Origin of the sequence: Nitrospira sp. KM1 (assembly GCF_011405515.1) — a bacterium.
Lineage (GTDB): Bacteria > Nitrospirota > Nitrospiria > Nitrospirales > Nitrospiraceae > Nitrospira_C.
Genome location: NZ_AP022671.1, coordinates 3,372,913 through 3,391,034, shown reverse-complemented (window position 1 = coordinate 3,391,034; position 18,122 = coordinate 3,372,913). Strand labels below are relative to the sequence as shown.

Below are 18,122 nucleotides of genomic sequence, written 5' to 3'. Positions count from 1 at the left end.
CCGTCAATGTAACCGTAACCGCCCTCGCCTATTCGAAGGCACGTCACTTTACCCTGTCTTCGTGCCGAGTTACAAGTCGTCTCCTACCGATTCATGGACTGCAGAAATTCCTGATTATTCTTGGTTCCCTGCACTTTATCCATGAGGAATTCCATCGCTTCCATCGTTCCCAGCGGGCTTAATACCTTCCGGAGGATCCACATCTTATTGAGCCGATCCTTATCGACGAGCAATTCTTCTTTTCTGGTCCCAGACTGACTGATGTCGATGGCCGGGAAGATGCGCTTGTCGGCAAGGCGCCGATCGAGATGCACTTCCATATTTCCTGTGCCTTTGAATTCTTCGAAAATCACGTCATCCATACGGCTGCCTGTATCAACAAGGGCAGTCGCCATGATCGTCAGACTGCCTCCATTTTCGATATTGCGGGCAGCTCCGAAAAACCGCTTCGGCCGCTGCAAGGCGTTGGAATCCAGTCCGCCGGAAAGGACTTTCCCGCTGGGGGGAGCAATGGTGTTATACGCTCTGGCCAGGCGCGTGATACTGTCGAGGAGGATCACGACATCCTTCTTATGTTCTACCAGTCGCTTGGCTTTTTCGAGCACCATCTCGGCAACTTGTGCATGGCGCTGGGCGGGTTCGTCGAACGTTGAACTGATGACCTCGGCCTTCACCTGGCGTTGCCAATCAGTGACTTCCTCAGGCCGCTCATCGATGAGCAGCACGATGAGCGTGACTTCTTTATGATTTTTCAGAATGGCCCGAGCAATGGCCTGCAGGAGCATGGTCTTGCCTGTCCGTGGGGCGGCAACGATCAAGCCGCGCTGCCCTTTACCGATCGGAGTAGTCAGATCCATGACACGGGTGCAGAATTCTTCCCGGTCAAATTCCAACTGAATGCGTTCTTCGGGATAGAGCGGCGTTAGGTTATCGAACAGAATCTTGTCTCGGGCAACTTCAGGATCCTCGTAATTGACCTTCTCGACCTTGAGCAGAGCGAAATATCGTTCGCTCTCTTTCGGAGGCCGAATTTGGCCCGAAACGATATCGCCCGTCCGAAGATTAAATCGTCGAATTTGGGAAGGAGAGATATAGATATCATCAGGACCTGGAAGATAGTTCGAGTCGGGAGCACGGAGAAATCCGAATCCGTCTGGAAGGGTTTCGAGCACCCCTTCACCGAAGACCACGCCGTTTTTCTCTGTCTGAGCCTGAAGAATAGCGAAGATCAGCTCCTGCTTCCTGAGATTGGCCGCCCCATCGATCTTCAGATCCCGCGCGACGTCATTCAGGTCGGCGATAGTCTTTTGCTTCAACTCGGCAAGATGCATAACTTCTCCCTTGGTTTGTGCCATAGGTATCCTCTCAAGCTCTCGGCTAGATAGTTATCGATGAGTCCGGAACGTGATCAACCATGAAGTGACGCGAAATGACCAGCTGATAATTGATTCGGCGATAGCGCTGTGTGTCTTAGCTTGAGGGGACGTTTCGTGAAGGGCTGACCTGCCTATAATTCTGCAAACAATGCGAGCAAGCGCTTATGCGAATCGACTTTCTCACGTTATCGAATGCCGATGGTTTCGAGATGCGCCCCGGGAGTTTTGTGGATGGAGAGTTCGTAGACCCAGTTGAAAAACTAGGGTGAGCATACCCCCCGTCTCTGGCATTGTCAATATCCGATCTGATTTTATCGTGATTCATGGCGCCGCTTGAAAAAACCATCTGTACCGATCAACTGGTTGCGGGAAGAAACATGGGTATGTTACATGACGCCTTCACAGGAGCCGTATATGGGTCAGCACGACGATCAAGAGCAGCATGAGCGTCTATTTACGCTTGCTGAGGCGAATCGCCTCATTCCACAACTGAATTCCCGCCTGAATTCGGTTAAGCAAGCAAAGGCCGCCCTTGTCAGAACGAAAGAAGACATCAAGAAGGCAAGCGCCCGAGCCGAGTATGGAGGGGGGAGCGCGATGGGCCCTCTGTACATTTCCAGCCTGCAGCAAGTAAGCAACAATATTCAAGCGATCCAGGAATTGGGAGTATTGGTCAAGGATCTAGACATGGGTCTTTGCGACTTCCCTCATTTACGCGAAGGCCGGGTAGTATTTCTGTGCTGGAAACTCGGTGAGGACGAGATTCGATGGTGGCATGAAACGACCACGGGTTATAAGGATCGCTTATCCCTCGAGGACTCTGTTTGAGTCGTCTCTTTCTAAGGACGTAAGACAATGAAATTTGTCATTCTTGGCTTTGATGGTCCAGACGGCGAGGCCAAGAGAAAGATCTACCGTCCCGCACACTTGGCCAATATGGATCCTCTCGATGCGCAAGGCCGAGTCGTACTCGCTGGGCCATTGACCGACAAAGCAGGAAGTCTGATCGTGATCGAGGCAGACTCATGGGAGGAAGCCAATCGGTTTGCGCAGGAGGATCCTTATACCGTACATGGTGTCTTTGAACGAGTTGAAGTACATCCTTTTACGCAAGTTTACCCGAAGTCGACCTAATCAGGTTCCATCGCTGGCGCTGCGTTTGGTTACATTTTCCGCCCTCTGTCTATTAGCTCATACCCTTCTTTCGTTTGATTGTCGGCCACACAAATCGGCCAGTATAGTTGCTGAATGCGCGTGATCTTGACCGTTTTCATCACTGTTTTGGCCATCCTGATCCCCCACCCGCCGACCGACGCAGCAACCCAGGGGAAAGTTGTCGAGGCTGAAGCCTCGTACACCATGACAGACGAAGACACGTTGAGAGGAGCGGAAGAAAAGGTTCTCCAACGTGCTCAGCGAAGAGCGGTGGAAGAAGCCGGTGTGTATCTGGAAACAATCTTCCATGACATCGCACGAGAATCCCACAGCCACATTACTCAGATGAGCGCCCTGGAGATCAGAACAATTTCCGCGGCCATCGTGCAAACTCAGATTCTTGAAACTCGCCGCTCATTCGACACCGATTGCCCGGTGTTTTTTATTCGCATCAGAGCGACGGTTAATGTTCAAGGGTTGACCGATATAGTCCGGCGATTACATGCCGAGGCACGGCTTGCCGAGCACTTCCATCAACTGCAACGAGAGAATAGCCAACTCCGGGAGCGATTGAAGGATCTCCAGCGCGAACCAGTCGGAGTCAGAATCCTGGCAATCAACCCTGACGGGCAGTCCGAAGGGGTCCAGCGGGCAAGAATCCTTCTGACCAAAGCTATACACACTCACGACCTAGCCGATAAAATTCGTTTAGCATCCGAAGCCCTTACCTCGGACAATGGGTGCACAGACGCCTCCATCATTCGCGGACAAACCTACCTGCGCCTGGTTTCCATTGCATTTTCCCAGCAGTCCGCGAGCGATGGCTATGCGGACCACCTGGAACGTGCTCGTGCAGACTTCGATCGAGCGGTGCAATTAGACGGGAAAAACGTCTGGGGATGGCTTGGTAAAGGAGACACTCAGACTTGGCTCAGGCACAGTGATGAGGCAGCGGCTTCCTACGAACAAGCACTGGCACTGGATCCGTTTTTTGATCTTGCCCGGCAGCGTCTGATCGTCTTGTACACAATGAAAGCTCGACAGGAAGCCGATGCCAAGCATTGGAATTACGCCGTTAGAATTTTGAATGCATTGATTGAGGCGCAACCTTCGGAGAGCTGGGTTCCCTATCAGAAAGAAGCATATTTATTAAGAAGCGACCTTTTTCTCAAATTAAAGAAACCTGATAAGGCATTAGGGGACCTTAACACCGTCATTAACGTCGATCCCATGAATGCCGGCGCGCTGTTCATTCGAGGCACTGTCCATATGATTCGTCTCAATAGACACCTAGCTAAAGAGGACTTTGAAAAGGCTTGTGATTTGGGTGACACACGAGCGTGCGAACAACTTCGCTGAGACAGGTTTCTTTAATTTGAGAAAGAGGAAGTACATGAAAAGGACTTTCTCATTCAATATGTTACGATCATTTTATAGGCTTCCAAACCTAGAATTCCCTCTATTATGTTCGTTTGACATAACGGAAGAGGCCCTCCTATAATGAGCAAGCAAATCCGATCAAATCGATGTTTCTTGCCTAACGGCGTTAGGACAAAAGGCCTAATGCACTTCTAGACAATAGCCCATTATTTTCGTGGTTTGGGTCTTATGCGAGGTTGCACGATCTGAGCGAAAAGCATAAATTGATGACGGGTATCTTTCTATTGAAAAGTAGTGTTCTCACGTTGTTAACCCTTTACGCGGAGCAAGGTTGTGATGAGTGACTATCGTGTGTTGCCCGGTCCAGAGCATTTTCTTCCTCCCGCAGCAGCCTCGATGGGAATTCGGCTACCTAATCCGGGTGAAGGCCACATTAATGGCGTCATCGTTTCAGAAGAGAAAGCCTATGAGGAAGCTGCTCGTCAATTTCTCATGGCGAAAGTGCCTACTATATTTCCAGGCCCCCTCGTCTTATGGGCCTGGAATGAAAAGGCAGCCAAGAAAGCCACTGCAATCCGTCATCTGTTCAATACGCTGAAAGAATGCGTGCAGCCAGGCCAAAAACCGATGCTCATCCCCATGCCCGACTACAGGCCCAAATACCCGAAGATCAATCCAGAAGTCGAAATCAATCCCAACCACCCGAACTTGACGATCTGGCATAACAAAATCGATTGTTGCATGTTCGTTGGTGTGCATTGTCATCAAGCGAATCTGTCGCTCAAAATCATCCGAGGTGGAACCTCTTGTTATACAATCGCAATGTGTGCCCAGGCTGGCCACGAAGACGCGATGCTTTCCATCCGCGATACCTCGGTCGAAAAAATCATGAAACTTGCCGATTGGGTGAAAAAGTTGAAAGGGACAGTCCAACCGAAGCTGGCGACAGCCAGAAACGGATCTTCCAATTAGTCCGTTCGAAGATTCGTGGTCGTGAAAGGAGGCCGGAACCATGGCGGAAGTCAAATCTCTCATCGGAACGCAGAACAAGAAGGGGCAAACGTTCACAGACCCCTGGAAAATGCTTCACGAGGCTCCACGCACTCCCTCCTTTTACACCGGTAGCGAAGTCATCAAGGAAGCCGTTCGTCGTTCCAGCTGCGACGTTATGATCGCCTATCCCATCACTCCGCAAAGCGAGGCGGCGGCCCTGATCGGTGAACTGTTCGCCGAAGGTTATATCGGCGATTACTTCCGTGGAGAAAGCGAATTCGCGGTCATGTCGCAATGCGCAGGAGCAGCCTTTGGCGGAGCCCGCGTGTTTACAACGACGGCGGGACCCGGCACGATGCGGGCCATGGAGAATTTCCCGATGTGGGCCGGAGCCAGGCTGCCGATTCAGATGATCGTGACGTGTCGAGGGATCAACTCCCCGCTCTCCATTCAACCGGACACGTTGGAAATTGCCTACCTGCTGAATACCGGCATGCTGGTCTGGCACGCCGAAACCGCACAGGATTTCTTCGACTGGATCTTGAAGGGTTTTATGGTCTCTGAAGAGCCGGATGTGCACTTGCCGCTCGCACTATGCTGCGACGGATTCTTCGTGACCCACACGAAGGACGTGGTGAATCTGACCCCAACCGATATGTGTCTTCCGCCCTATGACCCGTATCGTTCGCCGGTTCCGTGCATGGACATGGAATGTCCTCCCGTGCGCATGATGCGCGATCCGTTCGTGATGAAGAGCAATTACATCAGCTATGCCACGCATGCGAGCTGGCAGCAGGAAATTTGGGCTGCGATCGAACGCTCACGCAAGCATTCAATCCACTGGCTTAATGGGCTGATCGATACAGAAAATACCGATGCTGATATCGTCATCGTGGCTTCCGGCACCGCCGTATCGCAGGGGCGTGAAGCAATTCGCTTGCTGGAGGACGAAGGTGTACGGTGCGGGTTGGTCAAGATCAAGACGCTCCGTCCTTGGCCGGAAGAGGAAATTCGTGAGGCGACCAAGAACGCCAAACATATTTTTGTCCCGGAATTTAACGTCACCGGTTGGCTGGCGAAGGAACTCAGAGCTTCGATTCCCAACCCGCAGCGCGTGCACGCAGGGCCGCATGTCTGTGGCGGGATGACAATGCCTCCGGAGATCATCGTGTCAGAAATCAAGACGGCGCTCGGGATGAAGAGCTTCTCCCTGGCCGGCCGTGGAAGCTGATAGCGTACATTTTGAACCTATTCGCTCCTACGGGCGAATCTGAGGAGGATAGATATGAGCAAAGAGCGCATTCAAATTTCAGAAGCCCTGTACGACATCATGCCATCGGACTATCAAGACCTCGTCAAGAGTGCGACGTATGGCAAAGAAGACCGAGGATGGAAAGATATCGGGTCTTCCAAAGAATTGATCGAACAGCATTCACTCTGCGCAGGCTGCCCGGAATCCATGGCATTTCGGTATATCCTGGCCTCTTTGCCAAATCCTGAGGACACGGTCATGGTCGGCTCAACAGGCTGTACCAGCCTGGTATTCCCCATGGTGGCAGTTCATAACATCCACTCACTCTTTGGCAATCAGAATGCCATCGCATCCGGTCTGAAGAGAGCGCTCAGCGTCCGTTTCCCTGACCGTGTAAAAGACGTGGTCGTGCTGGCCGGTGACGGAGCCACCGTCGACATCGGGCTCGATATGACGCTCCAGGCTTGGTTCCGCCAGGAGAAGTTCACCACCATCTGCTTCGACAACGAGCTCTACGCCAACACCGGCGGTCAGGAAAGCGGGCTCATGCAGAAGGGCTTTGTCGCCAAGATGGCCCCGGTAGGGAAGCTGTTTGACAAAGTCCGGTTGCCAGAAATCGCACGCGAGTCCGGCTGTCATTACGTCGTGAACTGCACCGTCAGCAAGCCCTCGCTGGTCGAAAAGGTCATCCGCAACGCTGTTCACATCGCTCGCGAGATCGGACCGACCTATCTCCAGCTGTATACGCCCTGCATTCTCGAAATCGGGAAAAACAGCATGGAAGGCCTGCAGGAAATGCGGGATTCGGAAAAGCCGACCGAGCGGTTCGCCTACAAGGAATATGTCAGCGAACCAGCCAAGCAGTTGCTGGCGGAGCTTGCGGCCAAAGACAAAGAAAGAAAAGCGGCGGCGAAACAACTGGCCGGCCAAGCCTAACGGAAGCGGAGGCGACTCATGATCAAGAAACGATTGAACATCAGAATGTCGGGCCTGGGTGGGCAAGGCGCCGTCACCGCTGCACACGTCATGGCTATGGCCGCCAACCGGGACGGTAAGTTTTCCATTTCGAATCCCTTCTTCGGAGCGGAAAAGCGGATGGCCCCGGCCGAAAGCTATTGCCGCATTGGAATTGAACGGATTTATGACCGCGGAGAGCTGGTATTTCCGGATGTCATCGAAGTATTCCATCCCCAGGTCATCACCATGGGGAAAAGTTACACCATGCCGTTTTATTCTGGCATCAAGGAAGGTGGCGTCGTGATTATCAATTCCGACGTGCCGCTGCTGTCAGATGAAGACATTCAACGCCTCAAGGATCTGAACGTGGCCTTGTTCTATATTCCCGGCACGCAGATCGCCATCGAGATTGCAGGCACGGAGTTGTCCACGAACATGACGATGATCGGATCGGTGGCCGGCATCACGAAGTGTGTGTCGATGGAATCCCTCGACGGGGCGTTGCAGGAGCGGTTCGGCAAAAAGTTCGTCGCATCGGGCGGAACGGCCTCTCTCGATGAAGCCATCAAGAAGAAGTTCGCGAAAAAGGAGATGTTGCTGCAAAAGAATCTCGCAACCGTCAAGCGGGCCTACGAAATCGCCACGGAGTGGGCGGAGAAGAACAAAATTGAATTGCGAGTCGGCAATCCGGCTGTCGCTGCGTAAGAGAAGGAACCACGTTGCATGTATAACATCGCGCAAGTGATCGATGAAAAGTGTACCGCGAAGAAGGGATGCCGCCTTTGCATCATGTATTGCCCTGAGGCCAATTGTCTGGACCTCAACTCGAGCAAGATGGTGGCCGAGGTCAATATTGACCGCTGCAAGGGATGTGAATTGTGCGTCGTGGTCTGCAATGCAGCCAAGCATGAGGCAATTGTGATGCAAGCCGTCAGCGCCAGTGGGCAGCTCATGAATAAGAAGGGCGAATCAGCTGGCTTGGGGCAAGCCTACCAAGGCTGATCCGTTCTGTTTGTCGTGCACAGAAACCCCATGGCGATCGGCGCTATGGGGTTTTTTGTTGCGATGCGAAAGAGCGAGGATATATGGGAAGCGAAGACAATATACTCGACGAGCTCCTTAAGGAGATCGCGGGTCTGATCAACGAATATCCAAAAGCGATCGAGCGCCGGGCGGCCGCCATTCAAGCGACAGGGAAGGATCCTGACCTCGTGGAAAAACTGGTGAAAGCCGCGGATACGATGCGTGACAGCGGCAATCTGTACCTGACTTGGGCAAAACACTATGCGGCCGTGGCACAAGGCAATACCGACGCGTCCTCGGATGAGGATGAGACTGAAGACTTCGACGTGTAAAAAACCATTCCACTGGTCTGCAACATTTGTTAAGATACCGCTCGCTTCCTGTTGACAATCCTTTTGTTCCCCGGTAGCTCAGTTGGTAGAGCAGCCGGCTGTTAACCGGCTGGTCGCAGGTTCGAGTCCTGCCCGGGGAGCCACCTTTCCTTAGCAAAACAAGGGTTCCGCCATAACCCATCTCCAATGCAAACCTTTTCCGCAGCTTCTCTTTTGCAAGCGGACCTCCGATAGTTATTGGGTTTCCAGTTACCTGAGCGAACCACTGGTTGATATCAAGATTACATGTTCTGATCGTGATCAGAATCTGACGGATTGGCTTTCCCTGTTAACTACTCCTTTCATCTGGATGTATCGTTTAGCCACCCTTCTCTGCATTCCATTGTACATTCCGGTTGCATGACCGTAATCAATCTGATCCCCAACTGTGACGGAATACCGCTCCACCCAACTAGTAGGTGCTTATCTACGGCGGATTTTGGGGAGGCCTTGAATGCCTTTACATCCGTGGCAAGGGGCCAGGAAGACGCAGGCATGTATTGCACATACTCTGCGATATTCTGCACCAGGGATTCTTTTCACTAGATATCTGTCCGGATTGGTTGATACTAGGGCAATGCTCTCCTACTAGATCTAGCTTGAGAGTGAAATCCGTATGTCTAGCCTCTCGAAGCCGAATAATCTAAGTGAGACAATGCCAAACGCTCTCGATCGGCTGACCGTATTACGTGGAGCCGCAGCCTTGACGGTGGCGATTGGTCCATAGTTTCATCGTATTGTCCGTCGATAGCCTCCTTGCCTTGCCGCATAATCAGTTCCAAGAAGCATCTGGGATTCAATCATTAATCACTCGAATACTGTTAGCGGTCTTCAACGGAAATTCGGCGGTCATACACTTCTTTGTTCTCAGCGGATTTGTCCTCGGTCTTTCGCTTGATCGTAGTACTACCGGACCGGTCTCTGCATATCTTGGACTCGTTCTCCGTCGTGCATTCAGGATCTATCCCGCTCTTATTCTGTCGCTGCTTTGTGTGGGAGCGATCATGCCATGGCTCGTGAACATTGATGAGGCTATCCACGGCACAGCATGGTTTAACTCCTTGTATCGATCTCCGTTCTCCACTACAGATTTGTGCAATCTCTTGCTTGTGAACACCGACATGAACCCCGTCTGTTGGACGCTGAGGGTGGAATTAATGGTGGCGCTCGTGCTGCCGCTGCTTCATGCCTTGACTCGCAAAACAGGGGCGTGGTGCGATCTCTCATGCTCATGGTACTGGATTGAACATTCTGTTGGCGATAACGGCTTTTCTTTGGCCCGCTCCCATGGTGTACGGGCCCTCAGCGCCTGTGCGCTGATCACCTGTTTGGTGTATGGTCCTGACTGGCAATGGTTTCGCTGCCTCGACGTTCGATGGCTCAGGTTGCTGGGCCAAGTGCCGTACAGTTTTTATTTGGTCCACATAATCATCTTGTATTGTATGGCGCGAGGCGTCTTGCTCCTTGCCGACACGGGGATGATGACTGATATCCCACCGCTAGCCCTCATCATGCTGTTGGCTGCCTTCTCTTGTCCTGTCGCAATTGTCTTAGCAAGGCTGATATTCGTGTGGATTGAACCTCCATTCATGCTACTGGGAAGCGGATATCGGCGTGGTTGCGAACAGTCTCTTCTTGGTGTGTCTATAGAGCCGAGAACGAAGCAGCGTAAAGGAAAGGAATGGGCATGCATTGACTCCATCTCATGCGCAAGAATTGTACGCAATATGACCAATCCATCCGATTCTTGGACGGTTGGAGTGGGTTGAGGTTGGCACTCTGAGCGCTTTCCTAAATCGCTGATCCAAAACTCCTTGTGAGCTGAAATTGCCGCGGATTTTTGAAAACCCCCTTATATCCTGCCCACCAGACAAAAGATGGCGGACATCAATCAGTGCGAAACCGCCCAGGCTGAGCGGTGCGCAACCGCACGATCTGCGCACTCGTGGAAACGTTGTTTCTGGCGGTATATAAACTGCTTGGCGATTTAACACCTACTCAAATGCCTTTTCCCACCTTGGCTGCGGAATGAAACCTGCTTGTCGCACGTGCTCACGCATCTGCCTCTATAGCACCGCACGGCCAGTAACTTATGCATGTATTTCATCGGAATTCTTTCCCTCTCTTTTAAACCCCTTCTTAAGATGAAGTTCTTTGACTGGATTACCTTGTTAGGATTGCGGCAGTTCTTAATCCCAGGGGAAAATCATGCACCTAGCTTTCTGCCGCATGGTTTCATTCCTACTTTATTTGGATTGTCACTGTCAGTGGCGCTGACGCCATCGAACGATTTCGAGCAGTGGAAATCGGACGGCACAGCCGATGGAACACTATTGGTAAAGAATATCAAGCCAGGAACACCTGATTCGAGGCCGATATTCCTGAGTGATGCCGGCGGCACGCTCTTTTCACTGCTGATGACGGGGTGCACGGGAGGAACCCTGGGAAGCTGAATAATCTTTCCATGAACCAACTTGAATACAACCGGCGCTTAATCCGAGCCTTTAGGCCTGAATGGTTATGTTCGACTCGGCAAAGATGGTCATTAAATAATATCTAGTTGTGAGGAGAAGGGAGGGGTCTATGAATCTTGCGTCAGGAGTTCGAGAGTACTCTCAGTTAATCCATGAGGTACGCATCTACTTCGGTGAGCGGAGATCCTACTGGCTGGCGCCGCTGATTTTCGCCATCTTGATGCTCGCAACGCTGGCGTGCTTTCTCGAAGGCAGCGTCATGGCCCCGGCCATTTATTCGATCTTCTGACGCTGTGAGGTATCGCGAACTTTTGCATTTGGATTTCTCCGTGAGGGGCGGATTCGCTCGGGATATCGAGGAGCCGGGGATCCGAATATCTTCTTACGGTCTGCTGTATTAGAGCGCGGCCTCGCACAGCTTGCAGAGGAACAAAGACCAACAGTTTGCGGATACCACTGACCTGACTCCGATTTACTATTGCTTGGCGCCGGCGCTCATGCCTATTCTTATCTTTCGGCGCCTCAAGACCCAGGGGTTGTAAAGCTCGGGGGTTAACACCCTCAAAACACAATCTGAGGTCTCGCGAGAGACCATGGCTTGGAAAACCTTCCAACGATCCACACGGGATGATAAGAAGCATACGCTTGGTCCCATACCAAGCCGTGATTCGCTGAATATTGATGATAGCCAGGTTATCGGAAGTACCCGGGCATGAAGGCCCCGGCCAATGGAGGACACATCATGGGCATAAAAGGCTTTTGGTTGGGACTCGCAGTAGGAACCATCTCCACTTGCCTACTTGGTCAGTGGGTATTCTCGGCCTCGAGTAAGGAACCTGATCCCCCAAAGGGCATCGCTCCCGAAACCGTCGCAGATTATATCCATAGCATCGTCCAGGCCGATCGAACCTTTTACACCAACGAAATCGTAGAGCGGATGCAGACGCGCGGCATTGTCTCCGCCTCGGAACAGTGGGAGGAAACCGGAGATCTCCCCTTACCCGCTCAATTCGTTCTTGAAACAGGTCGGCTCGTTGCCAAGCAATCAAATGGAATGCGATTCCGGCTCATCAGCAATTGGCCGATTAACAAGAAAAATGGTCCAGCGACAGAGTTCGAACGGACCGCCCTTACGAAGATATTGTCGAACTCCAATCGCCCTTATACAGGGGTCACAACCGAGGGCAAGAATCGGGTCTTCCAGGCCCTCTATGCCGACAAAGCCATTTCTCAGAGGTGCGCCGATTGTCACAATGTGCACCCCAAGAGTCCAAAGAGAGATTTCAAGGGCGGAGACGTGATGGGAGGCATTCTCCTGACAATTCCACTCCCGCAGTAAACAATGCCACTTTCGATAGTGGCTCCTGACAGCCGCCGCCTTCCTCTATTCGCCACTGGCGGCGCTGCCCGCTTGCGCTTCGTTCACCATTCCAGTAAGTTTACACAATTCGTACTGCAATTTGGGCAGGCTCGCCAGCGCTGCATCTTCATTGACCTAGGTTGTGTTCATATGCCTCAATCGAGCGCTGCACTGAATTGAGCGGTGCGCCTGCTACAGTTCCGCCGCTGCCCACAGGCTGGCCATGGCCGAGATGATTCCCGACGAAATCAAACACTTTCTGATCGCACACATCGATTCCATCGTGCAGCTTGAAGCATTGCTGTTTCTTCGCGAACACACCGATCAACTCTGGAGTACAGATGCGCTCGCCGACCAGCTGTATGCAGATAGAGAAGGCACCAAGCCCTTACTCGCCAGGCTCGCTGCACGAGGCCTGCTGCGGACACAAGATCATGATCCGATCATGTTCGCATACGATCCGAAGACCGAGCAACTCCGCCACATGGTCACACTGGTGGCGGAGACATACCGCAAATATCTCATTCCAGTGACAAACTTCGTTCATCAAAAGCCCAGGCGAGCGATTCAGGACTTTGCCGACGCGTTTAGGATCAAGAGGCAAGACTAATCATGCACGAAGTCATCTACGGTCTCAGCGGTATGACCGCCTTTCTTTGTGCCTACCTGCTTCTACGAGGCTATCGCAAGCGTCGGAACGCTCTTCTGCTCTGGAGCGGCGTATTTTTTGCCATTCAAACCTTCAACAACGTCCTGCTCGTCGTCGACAAAACCATATTCCCTCGCAACGATCTGGCAGTTGTTCGTCATGCTGTGGCACTGGTGGCAGTTATCGTCCTTCTATACGGGCTGATCATGCAGAATGAGACCGGAGAATGAGCCTCCTTGAAGCACAGGAATGGCTGCTCGGCGCGGTAGCGTTGGGAACATTCGCAGCGGGACTGTTTTTTCTGCGTTTCTACAAGATCACCCGCGACCGGCTCTTTCTCTTATTTGCCTGTGCATTCTTCGTGGAAGTGGCCAGCCGCATCCTCATGGCTCTGAGCGCCGCAGCCTCAGAGGAGCATCCAGTGATTTATGTCCTCCGACTCATCTCCTACGGGCTGATCGCCTTCGGAGTCATCCAGAAAAACCGTGACGCCGGTTGAGTGTGCTTCTAGGCGCATGGCCTGCCGACTTGCAATTGAGCCCGGCCTCCTGAGACATTGATATTGTTGGATTGATGAACGAACGGAATCGGAGGCTCCCGTTCCTCGCGGCCACGACGCTCCGATTCGCAGGCTATCTCATAAAGGACCTCGTCTCCTCTAACTCATGCCTCCTTCCCGTCAGGCTGATCCGGTGACGGTCCATCGAGCATTCGCAGCGCCCGCTCTTCTCCGTAATCCCCATCTCATGACGCTGACTGCGCGGTACTGGCCGCGGGGACCTCTACTTGCCGGCATTCCGACTGAGGCTCGTTTCTTCCGCGTCACCCCGGACACGCAGCTGTTGGGATTCTGCCACTGGCAGCCCGACAAGACCGGCCATAAGACGGTCGTGCTGGTACATGGGCTCGAAGGATCAAGCGATTCGCATTATATGCGTGGCATCGCCACCAAGGCATACACCTTCGGGATGAACGTGATTCGGCTGAACCAGCGCAATTGTGGAGGAACAGAACACCTCACGCCCACACTCTACAATAGCGGGCTTGGCCAGGATTTCCGGAAGGTCGTCGATGAATTGGCCTCCTCGGACGGCCTCGAACGGATCTGGCTTGTGGGCTATTCGATGGGGGGCAATCTCGTATTACGAACCGCCGGGGAGGCTGGAACAGAACAGCCGGCTCTCGCCGGCGTCGTCGCGGTATGTCCGAATATCGACCCTACACGGTGTGTCGATGCGCTCGAACTCCCCTCCAACCGAATCTACCATCACCATTTCCTGATCAGCATGAAGGGACGCATGCGGAGAAAATCGGCGCTGTATCCCGGACAATGGGACCTCGCCGCTCTGAACGACATCCGAACTCTCCGATTATTCGATGACCTGTATACCGCGAAAGACGGAGGATACTTGAACGGCGCCGACTATTACGATCGCGCAGGAGCGCGCCATGTCATGGGTTCCATTGCCGTGCCGACCACGATCATCACTGCGCAAGACGACCCCTTTATTCCCTACGGCATGTTCGAATCATCTGTGATCAGTCACAATCCAGCGATTACGCTCATTGCGCCGAGGCATGGAGGACATTGCGGATTTTTGCAATCCCATGCGAACGGAGAAGACCGCTACTGGGCGGAAAATCGGATCGTGGAGCTCATTGCCGGGATCCGATCATAATCCGTGTAGGTCGTTCAACAAGCCTGGGATGCATGAGCCGTGTGACCGGAAGAGACGATCATGCGATCGAAAGGTGGCTGCGCACTTCCTGGGCATACGTTTTGAACGGATCCGCCATTGGAAACGGTGCCTGCCCTCGCAACTGAAAAATCGACCAGTTGATGACGTAGGACGGAAAGAAACGCTCCTCGACCTTGGAATCTTCCGGTTCGGCGGGAGGTCCGCACGCCACCAGATGACGAACGAGTTCCCCGCGGCCAAACGCCCGCGTGTTCCGTGGAGGATGATTCATGGCCAGTGCAATGGCTTTGTCCGTCGTGAGACGGGGTACGCGGCCCTCTTCCAACAAGCCATAGTACAAACCTTTCCCGGGATTCAGATTGTGATACTCCAAATCCAGGCTTTTCAGCATCGGATCATTCCACTCGAGCTGTTCCGCCTCGCGGAAGGACTCCAAGAGCCAGAGTTTGGAGGCCCAGTCGATCCTGCCAACGAGCCGGTCATAGGAGCCGCGCAAGTCCTGCAACACCACCTCCCACTGCTGAAGCACCCAATCCGTCTCTTCGTCCTGTCCCATACAGTGGGCCTTTGCCGCCTCAAGAAATCTCTCCTGCACGTCGATTGCGGAAATCGTGGTTCCAGACATCAGGCGGACCAGCCATCGCCGTTCCTGATCCTGTGAAATCTCCTGCAATGTCTCCACCGGTTCATCCAGCTCGATGTCGCGCGGAGCTTTTCCGTCTTCGATCAACTGCAAGACCAGACCGGTCGTGCCCATTTTCAGCGCCGTCGCGTACTCGGCCATGTTGGAGTCGCCGAGGAGCAAATGAATCCGCCGGTACTGATTCGGATCAGCCAGCGGTTCGTCCCTCGTATTGACGATGGCCCGATTCTGCTGCACCCACTCGAAGAAATCATTCACGATGTGGTCGGCGCGCTGTGAAATCTGAAATGGCAGCCGGATGATATCCGGGCGGTGCCCCATGGCTCCGCGGGGCACGATCAGCCGGTCCATTTGGATCCAGGCATCCTGTGGATTGGCCGCGCCAACACGACCGGAGCCGGTGAAAATTTGTCTGGTGACCAGAAAGGTCACCAGGGGGGCGAGCCCACGCCGTGTAAACGGAAATCGCCGCGATACGAGATAATTTTCATGTGAGCCGAACGTGGCATCGGTCTCATGATCGACATTGTTCTTGATCAATGAGACCTGCTCGCCCAGGTCCAAATCGTCGATCGCCTGCTGGATGATCGCGTCACCTGCACGATCCGTCGCCACAACATCCGTCAACGATTGGCATTCCGGCGACGCATATTCCAGATGCCCCATGTCGAGATAGATCCGGCCGGCATTGGTAATGAAGCCTCCGTTGCCGGGAGGCTCGTCATGCCCCCGATGGTGGAGGTCCAGCACGCCCTGCCGCTGCACGTGAAAGATATGGTCGCGAAGTTTGTGCGCAAACCAGGTCGGCGAATGCTCCGGACGGTCTTGATGGACCAGGAGACCATATTCCGTCTCGAGGCCGAAGATTCGATTCAGCATGGCGTCAGGTTAGAGAAGGCCTGATATCTCGGGGCAGCAATCGCCCGAGTTCGTCGACCGACAACGATCGAAACTTGGATGAGCCCTGTTGATGGCGGTCGAGCACGGCGCATTCAATGGTCTTTTCTGCGACGGTCTCACGAAGATACGCATAGAGATCCGCGTGATCGGATGCGGCAGACTTGGGATCTTCGACCTTTTTTTCGTCTCCTCCATCAGCCTGCTCCGCAGCCTGCCGCTGCGCCTGATCACCCACTGCCCAGGCTCGCAGGGCCGCTCCAAAGGCTTCATCCAACGTCAACGACGTTTCTGCCACAGTCGACGACGCTCCAGATTGTACGCGGAGATAGTCGAGCATCTGTCGCTCGACCGCAGAGGTGGCTGCGAGCACTCCGAAACGGCTTCCTTCCTCGAAGGTCCCATCATAGTTGATGACCAAAAACGCGTCTCTGCCGGACTTCTGTCCCAATTCTGCCAGGAGGATTTTCACGATAAAGGGGGCCTTGAAGACTTCCTCGAAGGCCTGTTTGATGACGGGGGCAATGCCGTACTTGACCATCCGGCCGCCGGTCACATCCGATGGAGACCGGTTAAATCCTTCGACGTGCGCCATCTCCAGGAGACTGAACCGCAATTTTTCCAAATCAGCCGGATGCCCCATGCCGCCGAGCGCCAGCCGGTCGTAGATCTCGTACAACTTCGGCGTGCCCTTGCTCACCGTCAGCAGCAGGATGCCCGACTCGTACGTCAGCGCGACGACCGGACTGCCCTGTTTGAACTGCTCATCGAGATAGTGGCGCCGATTCCCGACAGCTTCGACCCACCGATATGGCTCTTCATACATGTCGCAACCCTCGCTGTGAATTCCGATATCGGACACCCGTCATGAGACTGCACGAGCGACGTTCGCATCGAACCGAATCTTCAATTGCGCATCGGGAATCGTGCGGACTCCTTCGCGCGTAATCACCTTGATCACGGGATATAAATTGGCATCTCGGTTGACGCCTCCGGTCGCGGAATCGAATTCCGCAGCGCTCGTCAGCAGGCGCAGCGCCTGTACCATGGCCTGTTCCTCGGGCATCCCGCTGAGCGGCTGTTCTCCCCAGGTATTGAGGTAATGCAGAATCCCTCGAATGGTCGGGGAACCGGAACCGGACACCGCATATTCCACACCTTCGAATTCAGCGCCCAGGATGTCATAGAAATACGTTTTGGCCACTCCCTGCTCGTGATCATATCCGGCAAAAATCGGCGCAACAGCACCGGTCCCGGCGAGCGCGGCCGGCACATTGTCTTTGAGCAGTTTCGACAACGCGCGCAGCTTCCCTTCAAAGCTCAATTCTTGTAATTGCGTCCGGCGATAGTACTTGAATGAATGTTCCAGAATGCGGGCCATCTCGTACGCCGTCGCCGGGACACCCGCGATCGCCATCACGCAGTACCGGTCGATCTCCAGGACTTTGTCCGTCCGGTCGTACATCACCATGTTTCCGGCTGTCGCCCGTCGATCTCCCGCCACCAGCACGCCGTCGCGATACTTGAATGACAGAATGGTCGTCGCCGTGGGAATATCCAGCGTATCGCCCGCCACCGCCGGTGTTCCAAATTGATATCCCTGCTCGCGCAAGAGTTGGTAGAAATCTCCCTGCATGCCCATCGTGCCCTCGTTTCACCGGACGGACCTCCCGCCCGCATCTTTAGCCGGTCCTGACTATTGACCCGTCCTCTGCCGGTAGCGCTCCGCCTGCTTAGGGTCTACTTTGCGCATGCGTTTCATCAGATTGTCCTTATCCGGAGACCCTGTCTCTGGCCTTCGCGGCCCGCCGCCCTCATCGGACGGAGCAGGGGACTTCGGCATCGGGTCCACAGGTCGTTCCCGTCGTTCCGGCATCCTACTGTATTGCATA

The 18,122-nt window shown here is 53.7% G+C and carries 22 protein-coding genes and 1 tRNA gene; 18 read left to right on the top strand and 5 right to left on the bottom strand.

All coding sequences use genetic code 11. From position 1 onward, the window contains the following. Positions 1–83 precede the first annotated feature (83 nt). Positions 84–1,331 carry a transcription termination factor Rho gene (rho, locus tag W02_RS15970; protein WP_173051517.1) on the bottom strand — a complete coding sequence of 416 codons (1,248 nt, stop codon included), beginning with the start codon at positions 1,329–1,331 and terminating at the stop codon, positions 84–86. A gap of 459 nt (positions 1,332–1,790) precedes the next feature. Here rho and W02_RS15965 point away from each other — a divergent pair, with 459 nt between their 5' ends. The 18 genes from W02_RS15965 (at position 1,791) to W02_RS15880 (ending at position 14,669) form a co-directional block, all read left to right on the top strand. After that, positions 1,791–2,204 carry a DUF2203 domain-containing protein gene (locus tag W02_RS15965; protein WP_173049452.1) on the top strand — a complete coding sequence of 138 codons (414 nt, stop codon included), beginning with the start codon at positions 1,791–1,793 and terminating at the stop codon, positions 2,202–2,204. Positions 2,205–2,231: 27 nt separating this feature from the next. Beyond that, positions 2,232–2,510, top strand: coding sequence for a YciI family protein (locus W02_RS15960; protein ID WP_173049450.1), 279 nt, complete (start codon positions 2,232–2,234; stop codon positions 2,508–2,510). Positions 2,511–2,801: 291 nt separating this feature from the next. Next, positions 2,802–3,890, top strand: coding sequence for a hypothetical protein (locus W02_RS15955; RefSeq protein WP_173049448.1), 1,089 nt, complete (start codon positions 2,802–2,804; stop codon positions 3,888–3,890). Positions 3,891–4,247: 357 nt separating this feature from the next. Beyond that, complete coding sequence (locus W02_RS15950; RefSeq protein WP_173049446.1) at positions 4,248–4,883, top strand: carbon monoxide dehydrogenase beta subunit family protein; 636 nt, start codon at positions 4,248–4,250, stop codon at positions 4,881–4,883. 40 nt (positions 4,884–4,923) lie between these two features. Then, positions 4,924–6,135, top strand: a complete 1,212-nt coding sequence (locus tag W02_RS15945) for a transketolase C-terminal domain-containing protein (protein WP_173049444.1) — start codon at positions 4,924–4,926, stop codon at positions 6,133–6,135. A 54-nt stretch (positions 6,136–6,189) separates the two neighbouring features. After that, entirely contained in the window at positions 6,190–7,092 is a 903-nt protein-coding gene (locus W02_RS15940) for a thiamine pyrophosphate-dependent enzyme (RefSeq protein WP_173049442.1), read from the top strand. A gap of 18 nt (positions 7,093–7,110) precedes the next feature. After that, positions 7,111–7,818 carry a 2-oxoacid:acceptor oxidoreductase family protein gene (locus W02_RS15935; protein ID WP_173049440.1) on the top strand — a complete coding sequence of 236 codons (708 nt, stop codon included), beginning with the start codon at positions 7,111–7,113 and terminating at the stop codon, positions 7,816–7,818. Positions 7,819–7,836: 18 nt separating this feature from the next. After that, positions 7,837–8,115 carry a pyruvate ferredoxin oxidoreductase gene (locus tag W02_RS15930; protein WP_173049438.1) on the top strand — a complete coding sequence of 93 codons (279 nt, stop codon included), beginning with the start codon at positions 7,837–7,839 and terminating at the stop codon, positions 8,113–8,115. 83 nt (positions 8,116–8,198) lie between these two features. After that, positions 8,199–8,468 carry a hypothetical protein gene (locus tag W02_RS15925; RefSeq protein WP_173049436.1) on the top strand — a complete coding sequence of 90 codons (270 nt, stop codon included), beginning with the start codon at positions 8,199–8,201 and terminating at the stop codon, positions 8,466–8,468. 67 nt (positions 8,469–8,535) lie between these two features. Then, positions 8,536–8,611, top strand: a tRNA-Asn gene (locus W02_RS15920). 612 nt (positions 8,612–9,223) lie between these two features. Beyond that, a complete protein-coding gene (locus W02_RS22205) occupies positions 9,224–10,276 on the top strand; it encodes an acyltransferase family protein (protein ID WP_173049434.1) in 1,053 nt (350 codons plus the stop codon). A gap of 327 nt (positions 10,277–10,603) precedes the next feature. Further along, positions 10,604–10,960 (top strand): hypothetical protein, encoded by a 357-nt coding sequence (locus W02_RS15910; protein WP_197742039.1) that lies wholly within the window; start codon positions 10,604–10,606, stop codon positions 10,958–10,960. Positions 10,961–11,090: 130 nt separating this feature from the next. Next, positions 11,091–11,270: a DUF5989 family protein gene (locus tag W02_RS15905; RefSeq protein WP_173043561.1), complete on the top strand. Its 180-nt coding sequence runs from the start codon at positions 11,091–11,093 to the stop codon at positions 11,268–11,270. Between the two features lie 453 nt (positions 11,271–11,723). Then, positions 11,724–12,320: a DUF3365 domain-containing protein gene (locus tag W02_RS15900; protein ID WP_173049432.1), complete on the top strand. Its 597-nt coding sequence runs from the start codon at positions 11,724–11,726 to the stop codon at positions 12,318–12,320. 244 nt (positions 12,321–12,564) lie between these two features. Then, complete coding sequence (locus W02_RS15895) at positions 12,565–12,951, top strand: hypothetical protein (RefSeq protein ID WP_173049430.1); 387 nt, start codon at positions 12,565–12,567, stop codon at positions 12,949–12,951. Between the two features lie 2 nt (positions 12,952–12,953). Then, positions 12,954–13,220 (top strand): DUF5985 family protein, encoded by a 267-nt coding sequence (locus tag W02_RS15890; RefSeq protein ID WP_173049428.1) that lies wholly within the window; start codon positions 12,954–12,956, stop codon positions 13,218–13,220. Further along, complete coding sequence (locus W02_RS15885; RefSeq protein WP_173049426.1) at positions 13,217–13,489, top strand: DUF5985 family protein; 273 nt, start codon at positions 13,217–13,219, stop codon at positions 13,487–13,489. The genes W02_RS15890 and W02_RS15885 overlap by 4 nt, the downstream gene beginning before the upstream one ends. Before the next feature lie 193 nt (positions 13,490–13,682). Next, positions 13,683–14,669: a YheT family hydrolase gene (locus W02_RS15880; RefSeq protein WP_173049424.1), complete on the top strand. Its 987-nt coding sequence runs from the start codon at positions 13,683–13,685 to the stop codon at positions 14,667–14,669. A 58-nt stretch (positions 14,670–14,727) separates the two neighbouring features. Here W02_RS15880 and W02_RS15875 read toward each other — a convergent pair whose 3' ends face one another. Genes W02_RS15875 through W02_RS15860 form a run of 4 tightly spaced genes read right to left on the bottom strand, consistent with a single transcriptional unit; the run spans position 14,728 to position 18,106 of the window. Next, complete coding sequence (locus W02_RS15875) at positions 14,728–16,212, bottom strand: proteasome accessory factor PafA2 family protein (protein WP_173049422.1); 1,485 nt, start codon at positions 16,210–16,212, stop codon at positions 14,728–14,730. Between the two features lie 4 nt (positions 16,213–16,216). Continuing rightward, a complete protein-coding gene (locus tag W02_RS15870) occupies positions 16,217–17,056 on the bottom strand; it encodes a proteasome subunit alpha (RefSeq protein WP_173049420.1) in 840 nt (279 codons plus the stop codon). 39 nt (positions 17,057–17,095) lie between these two features. Next, the gene (locus tag W02_RS15865) at positions 17,096–17,872 is read right to left on the bottom strand and encodes a proteasome subunit alpha (RefSeq protein WP_173049419.1); all 777 of its coding nucleotides are present in this window, start codon (positions 17,870–17,872) and stop codon (positions 17,096–17,098) included. Between the two features lie 54 nt (positions 17,873–17,926). Beyond that, positions 17,927–18,106 (bottom strand): ubiquitin-like protein UBact, encoded by a 180-nt coding sequence (locus W02_RS15860; protein ID WP_255458596.1) that lies wholly within the window; start codon positions 18,104–18,106, stop codon positions 17,927–17,929. Positions 18,107–18,122 lie beyond the last annotated feature (16 nt).

What these genes read in the sequence shown, in the direction of transcription:
- rho (WP_173051517.1), bottom strand. Translation starts at nt 1,331, where the DNA reads ATGCATCTTGCCGAGTTGAAGCAAAAGACTATCGCCGACCTGAATGAC.
- W02_RS15965 (WP_173049452.1), top strand. Translation starts at nt 1,791, where the DNA reads ATGGGTCAGCACGACGATCAAGAGCAGCATGAGCGTCTATTTACGCTT.
- W02_RS15960 (WP_173049450.1), top strand. Translation starts at nt 2,232, where the DNA reads ATGAAATTTGTCATTCTTGGCTTTGATGGTCCAGACGGCGAGGCCAAG.
- W02_RS15950 (WP_173049446.1), top strand. Translation starts at nt 4,248, where the DNA reads ATGAGTGACTATCGTGTGTTGCCCGGTCCAGAGCATTTTCTTCCTCCC.
- W02_RS15945 (WP_173049444.1), top strand. Translation starts at nt 4,924, where the DNA reads ATGGCGGAAGTCAAATCTCTCATCGGAACGCAGAACAAGAAGGGGCAA.
- W02_RS15940 (WP_173049442.1), top strand. Translation starts at nt 6,190, where the DNA reads ATGAGCAAAGAGCGCATTCAAATTTCAGAAGCCCTGTACGACATCATG.
- W02_RS15935 (WP_173049440.1), top strand. Translation starts at nt 7,111, where the DNA reads ATGATCAAGAAACGATTGAACATCAGAATGTCGGGCCTGGGTGGGCAA.
- W02_RS15930 (WP_173049438.1), top strand. Translation starts at nt 7,837, where the DNA reads ATGTATAACATCGCGCAAGTGATCGATGAAAAGTGTACCGCGAAGAAG.
- W02_RS15925 (WP_173049436.1), top strand. Translation starts at nt 8,199, where the DNA reads ATGGGAAGCGAAGACAATATACTCGACGAGCTCCTTAAGGAGATCGCG.
- W02_RS15910 (WP_197742039.1), top strand. Translation starts at nt 10,604, where the DNA reads ATGTATTTCATCGGAATTCTTTCCCTCTCTTTTAAACCCCTTCTTAAG.
- W02_RS15905 (WP_173043561.1), top strand. Translation starts at nt 11,091, where the DNA reads ATGAATCTTGCGTCAGGAGTTCGAGAGTACTCTCAGTTAATCCATGAG.
- W02_RS15900 (WP_173049432.1), top strand. Translation starts at nt 11,724, where the DNA reads ATGGGCATAAAAGGCTTTTGGTTGGGACTCGCAGTAGGAACCATCTCC.
- W02_RS15895 (WP_173049430.1), top strand. Translation starts at nt 12,565, where the DNA reads ATGGCCGAGATGATTCCCGACGAAATCAAACACTTTCTGATCGCACAC.
- W02_RS15890 (WP_173049428.1), top strand. Translation starts at nt 12,954, where the DNA reads ATGCACGAAGTCATCTACGGTCTCAGCGGTATGACCGCCTTTCTTTGT.
- W02_RS15885 (WP_173049426.1), top strand. Translation starts at nt 13,217, where the DNA reads ATGAGCCTCCTTGAAGCACAGGAATGGCTGCTCGGCGCGGTAGCGTTG.
- W02_RS15875 (WP_173049422.1), bottom strand. Translation starts at nt 16,212, where the DNA reads ATGCTGAATCGAATCTTCGGCCTCGAGACGGAATATGGTCTCCTGGTC.
- W02_RS15870 (WP_173049420.1), bottom strand. Translation starts at nt 17,056, where the DNA reads ATGTATGAAGAGCCATATCGGTGGGTCGAAGCTGTCGGGAATCGGCGC.
- W02_RS15865 (WP_173049419.1), bottom strand. Translation starts at nt 17,872, where the DNA reads ATGGGCATGCAGGGAGATTTCTACCAACTCTTGCGCGAGCAGGGATAT.
- W02_RS15860 (WP_255458596.1), bottom strand. Translation starts at nt 18,106, where the DNA reads ATGCCGGAACGACGGGAACGACCTGTGGACCCGATGCCGAAGTCCCCT.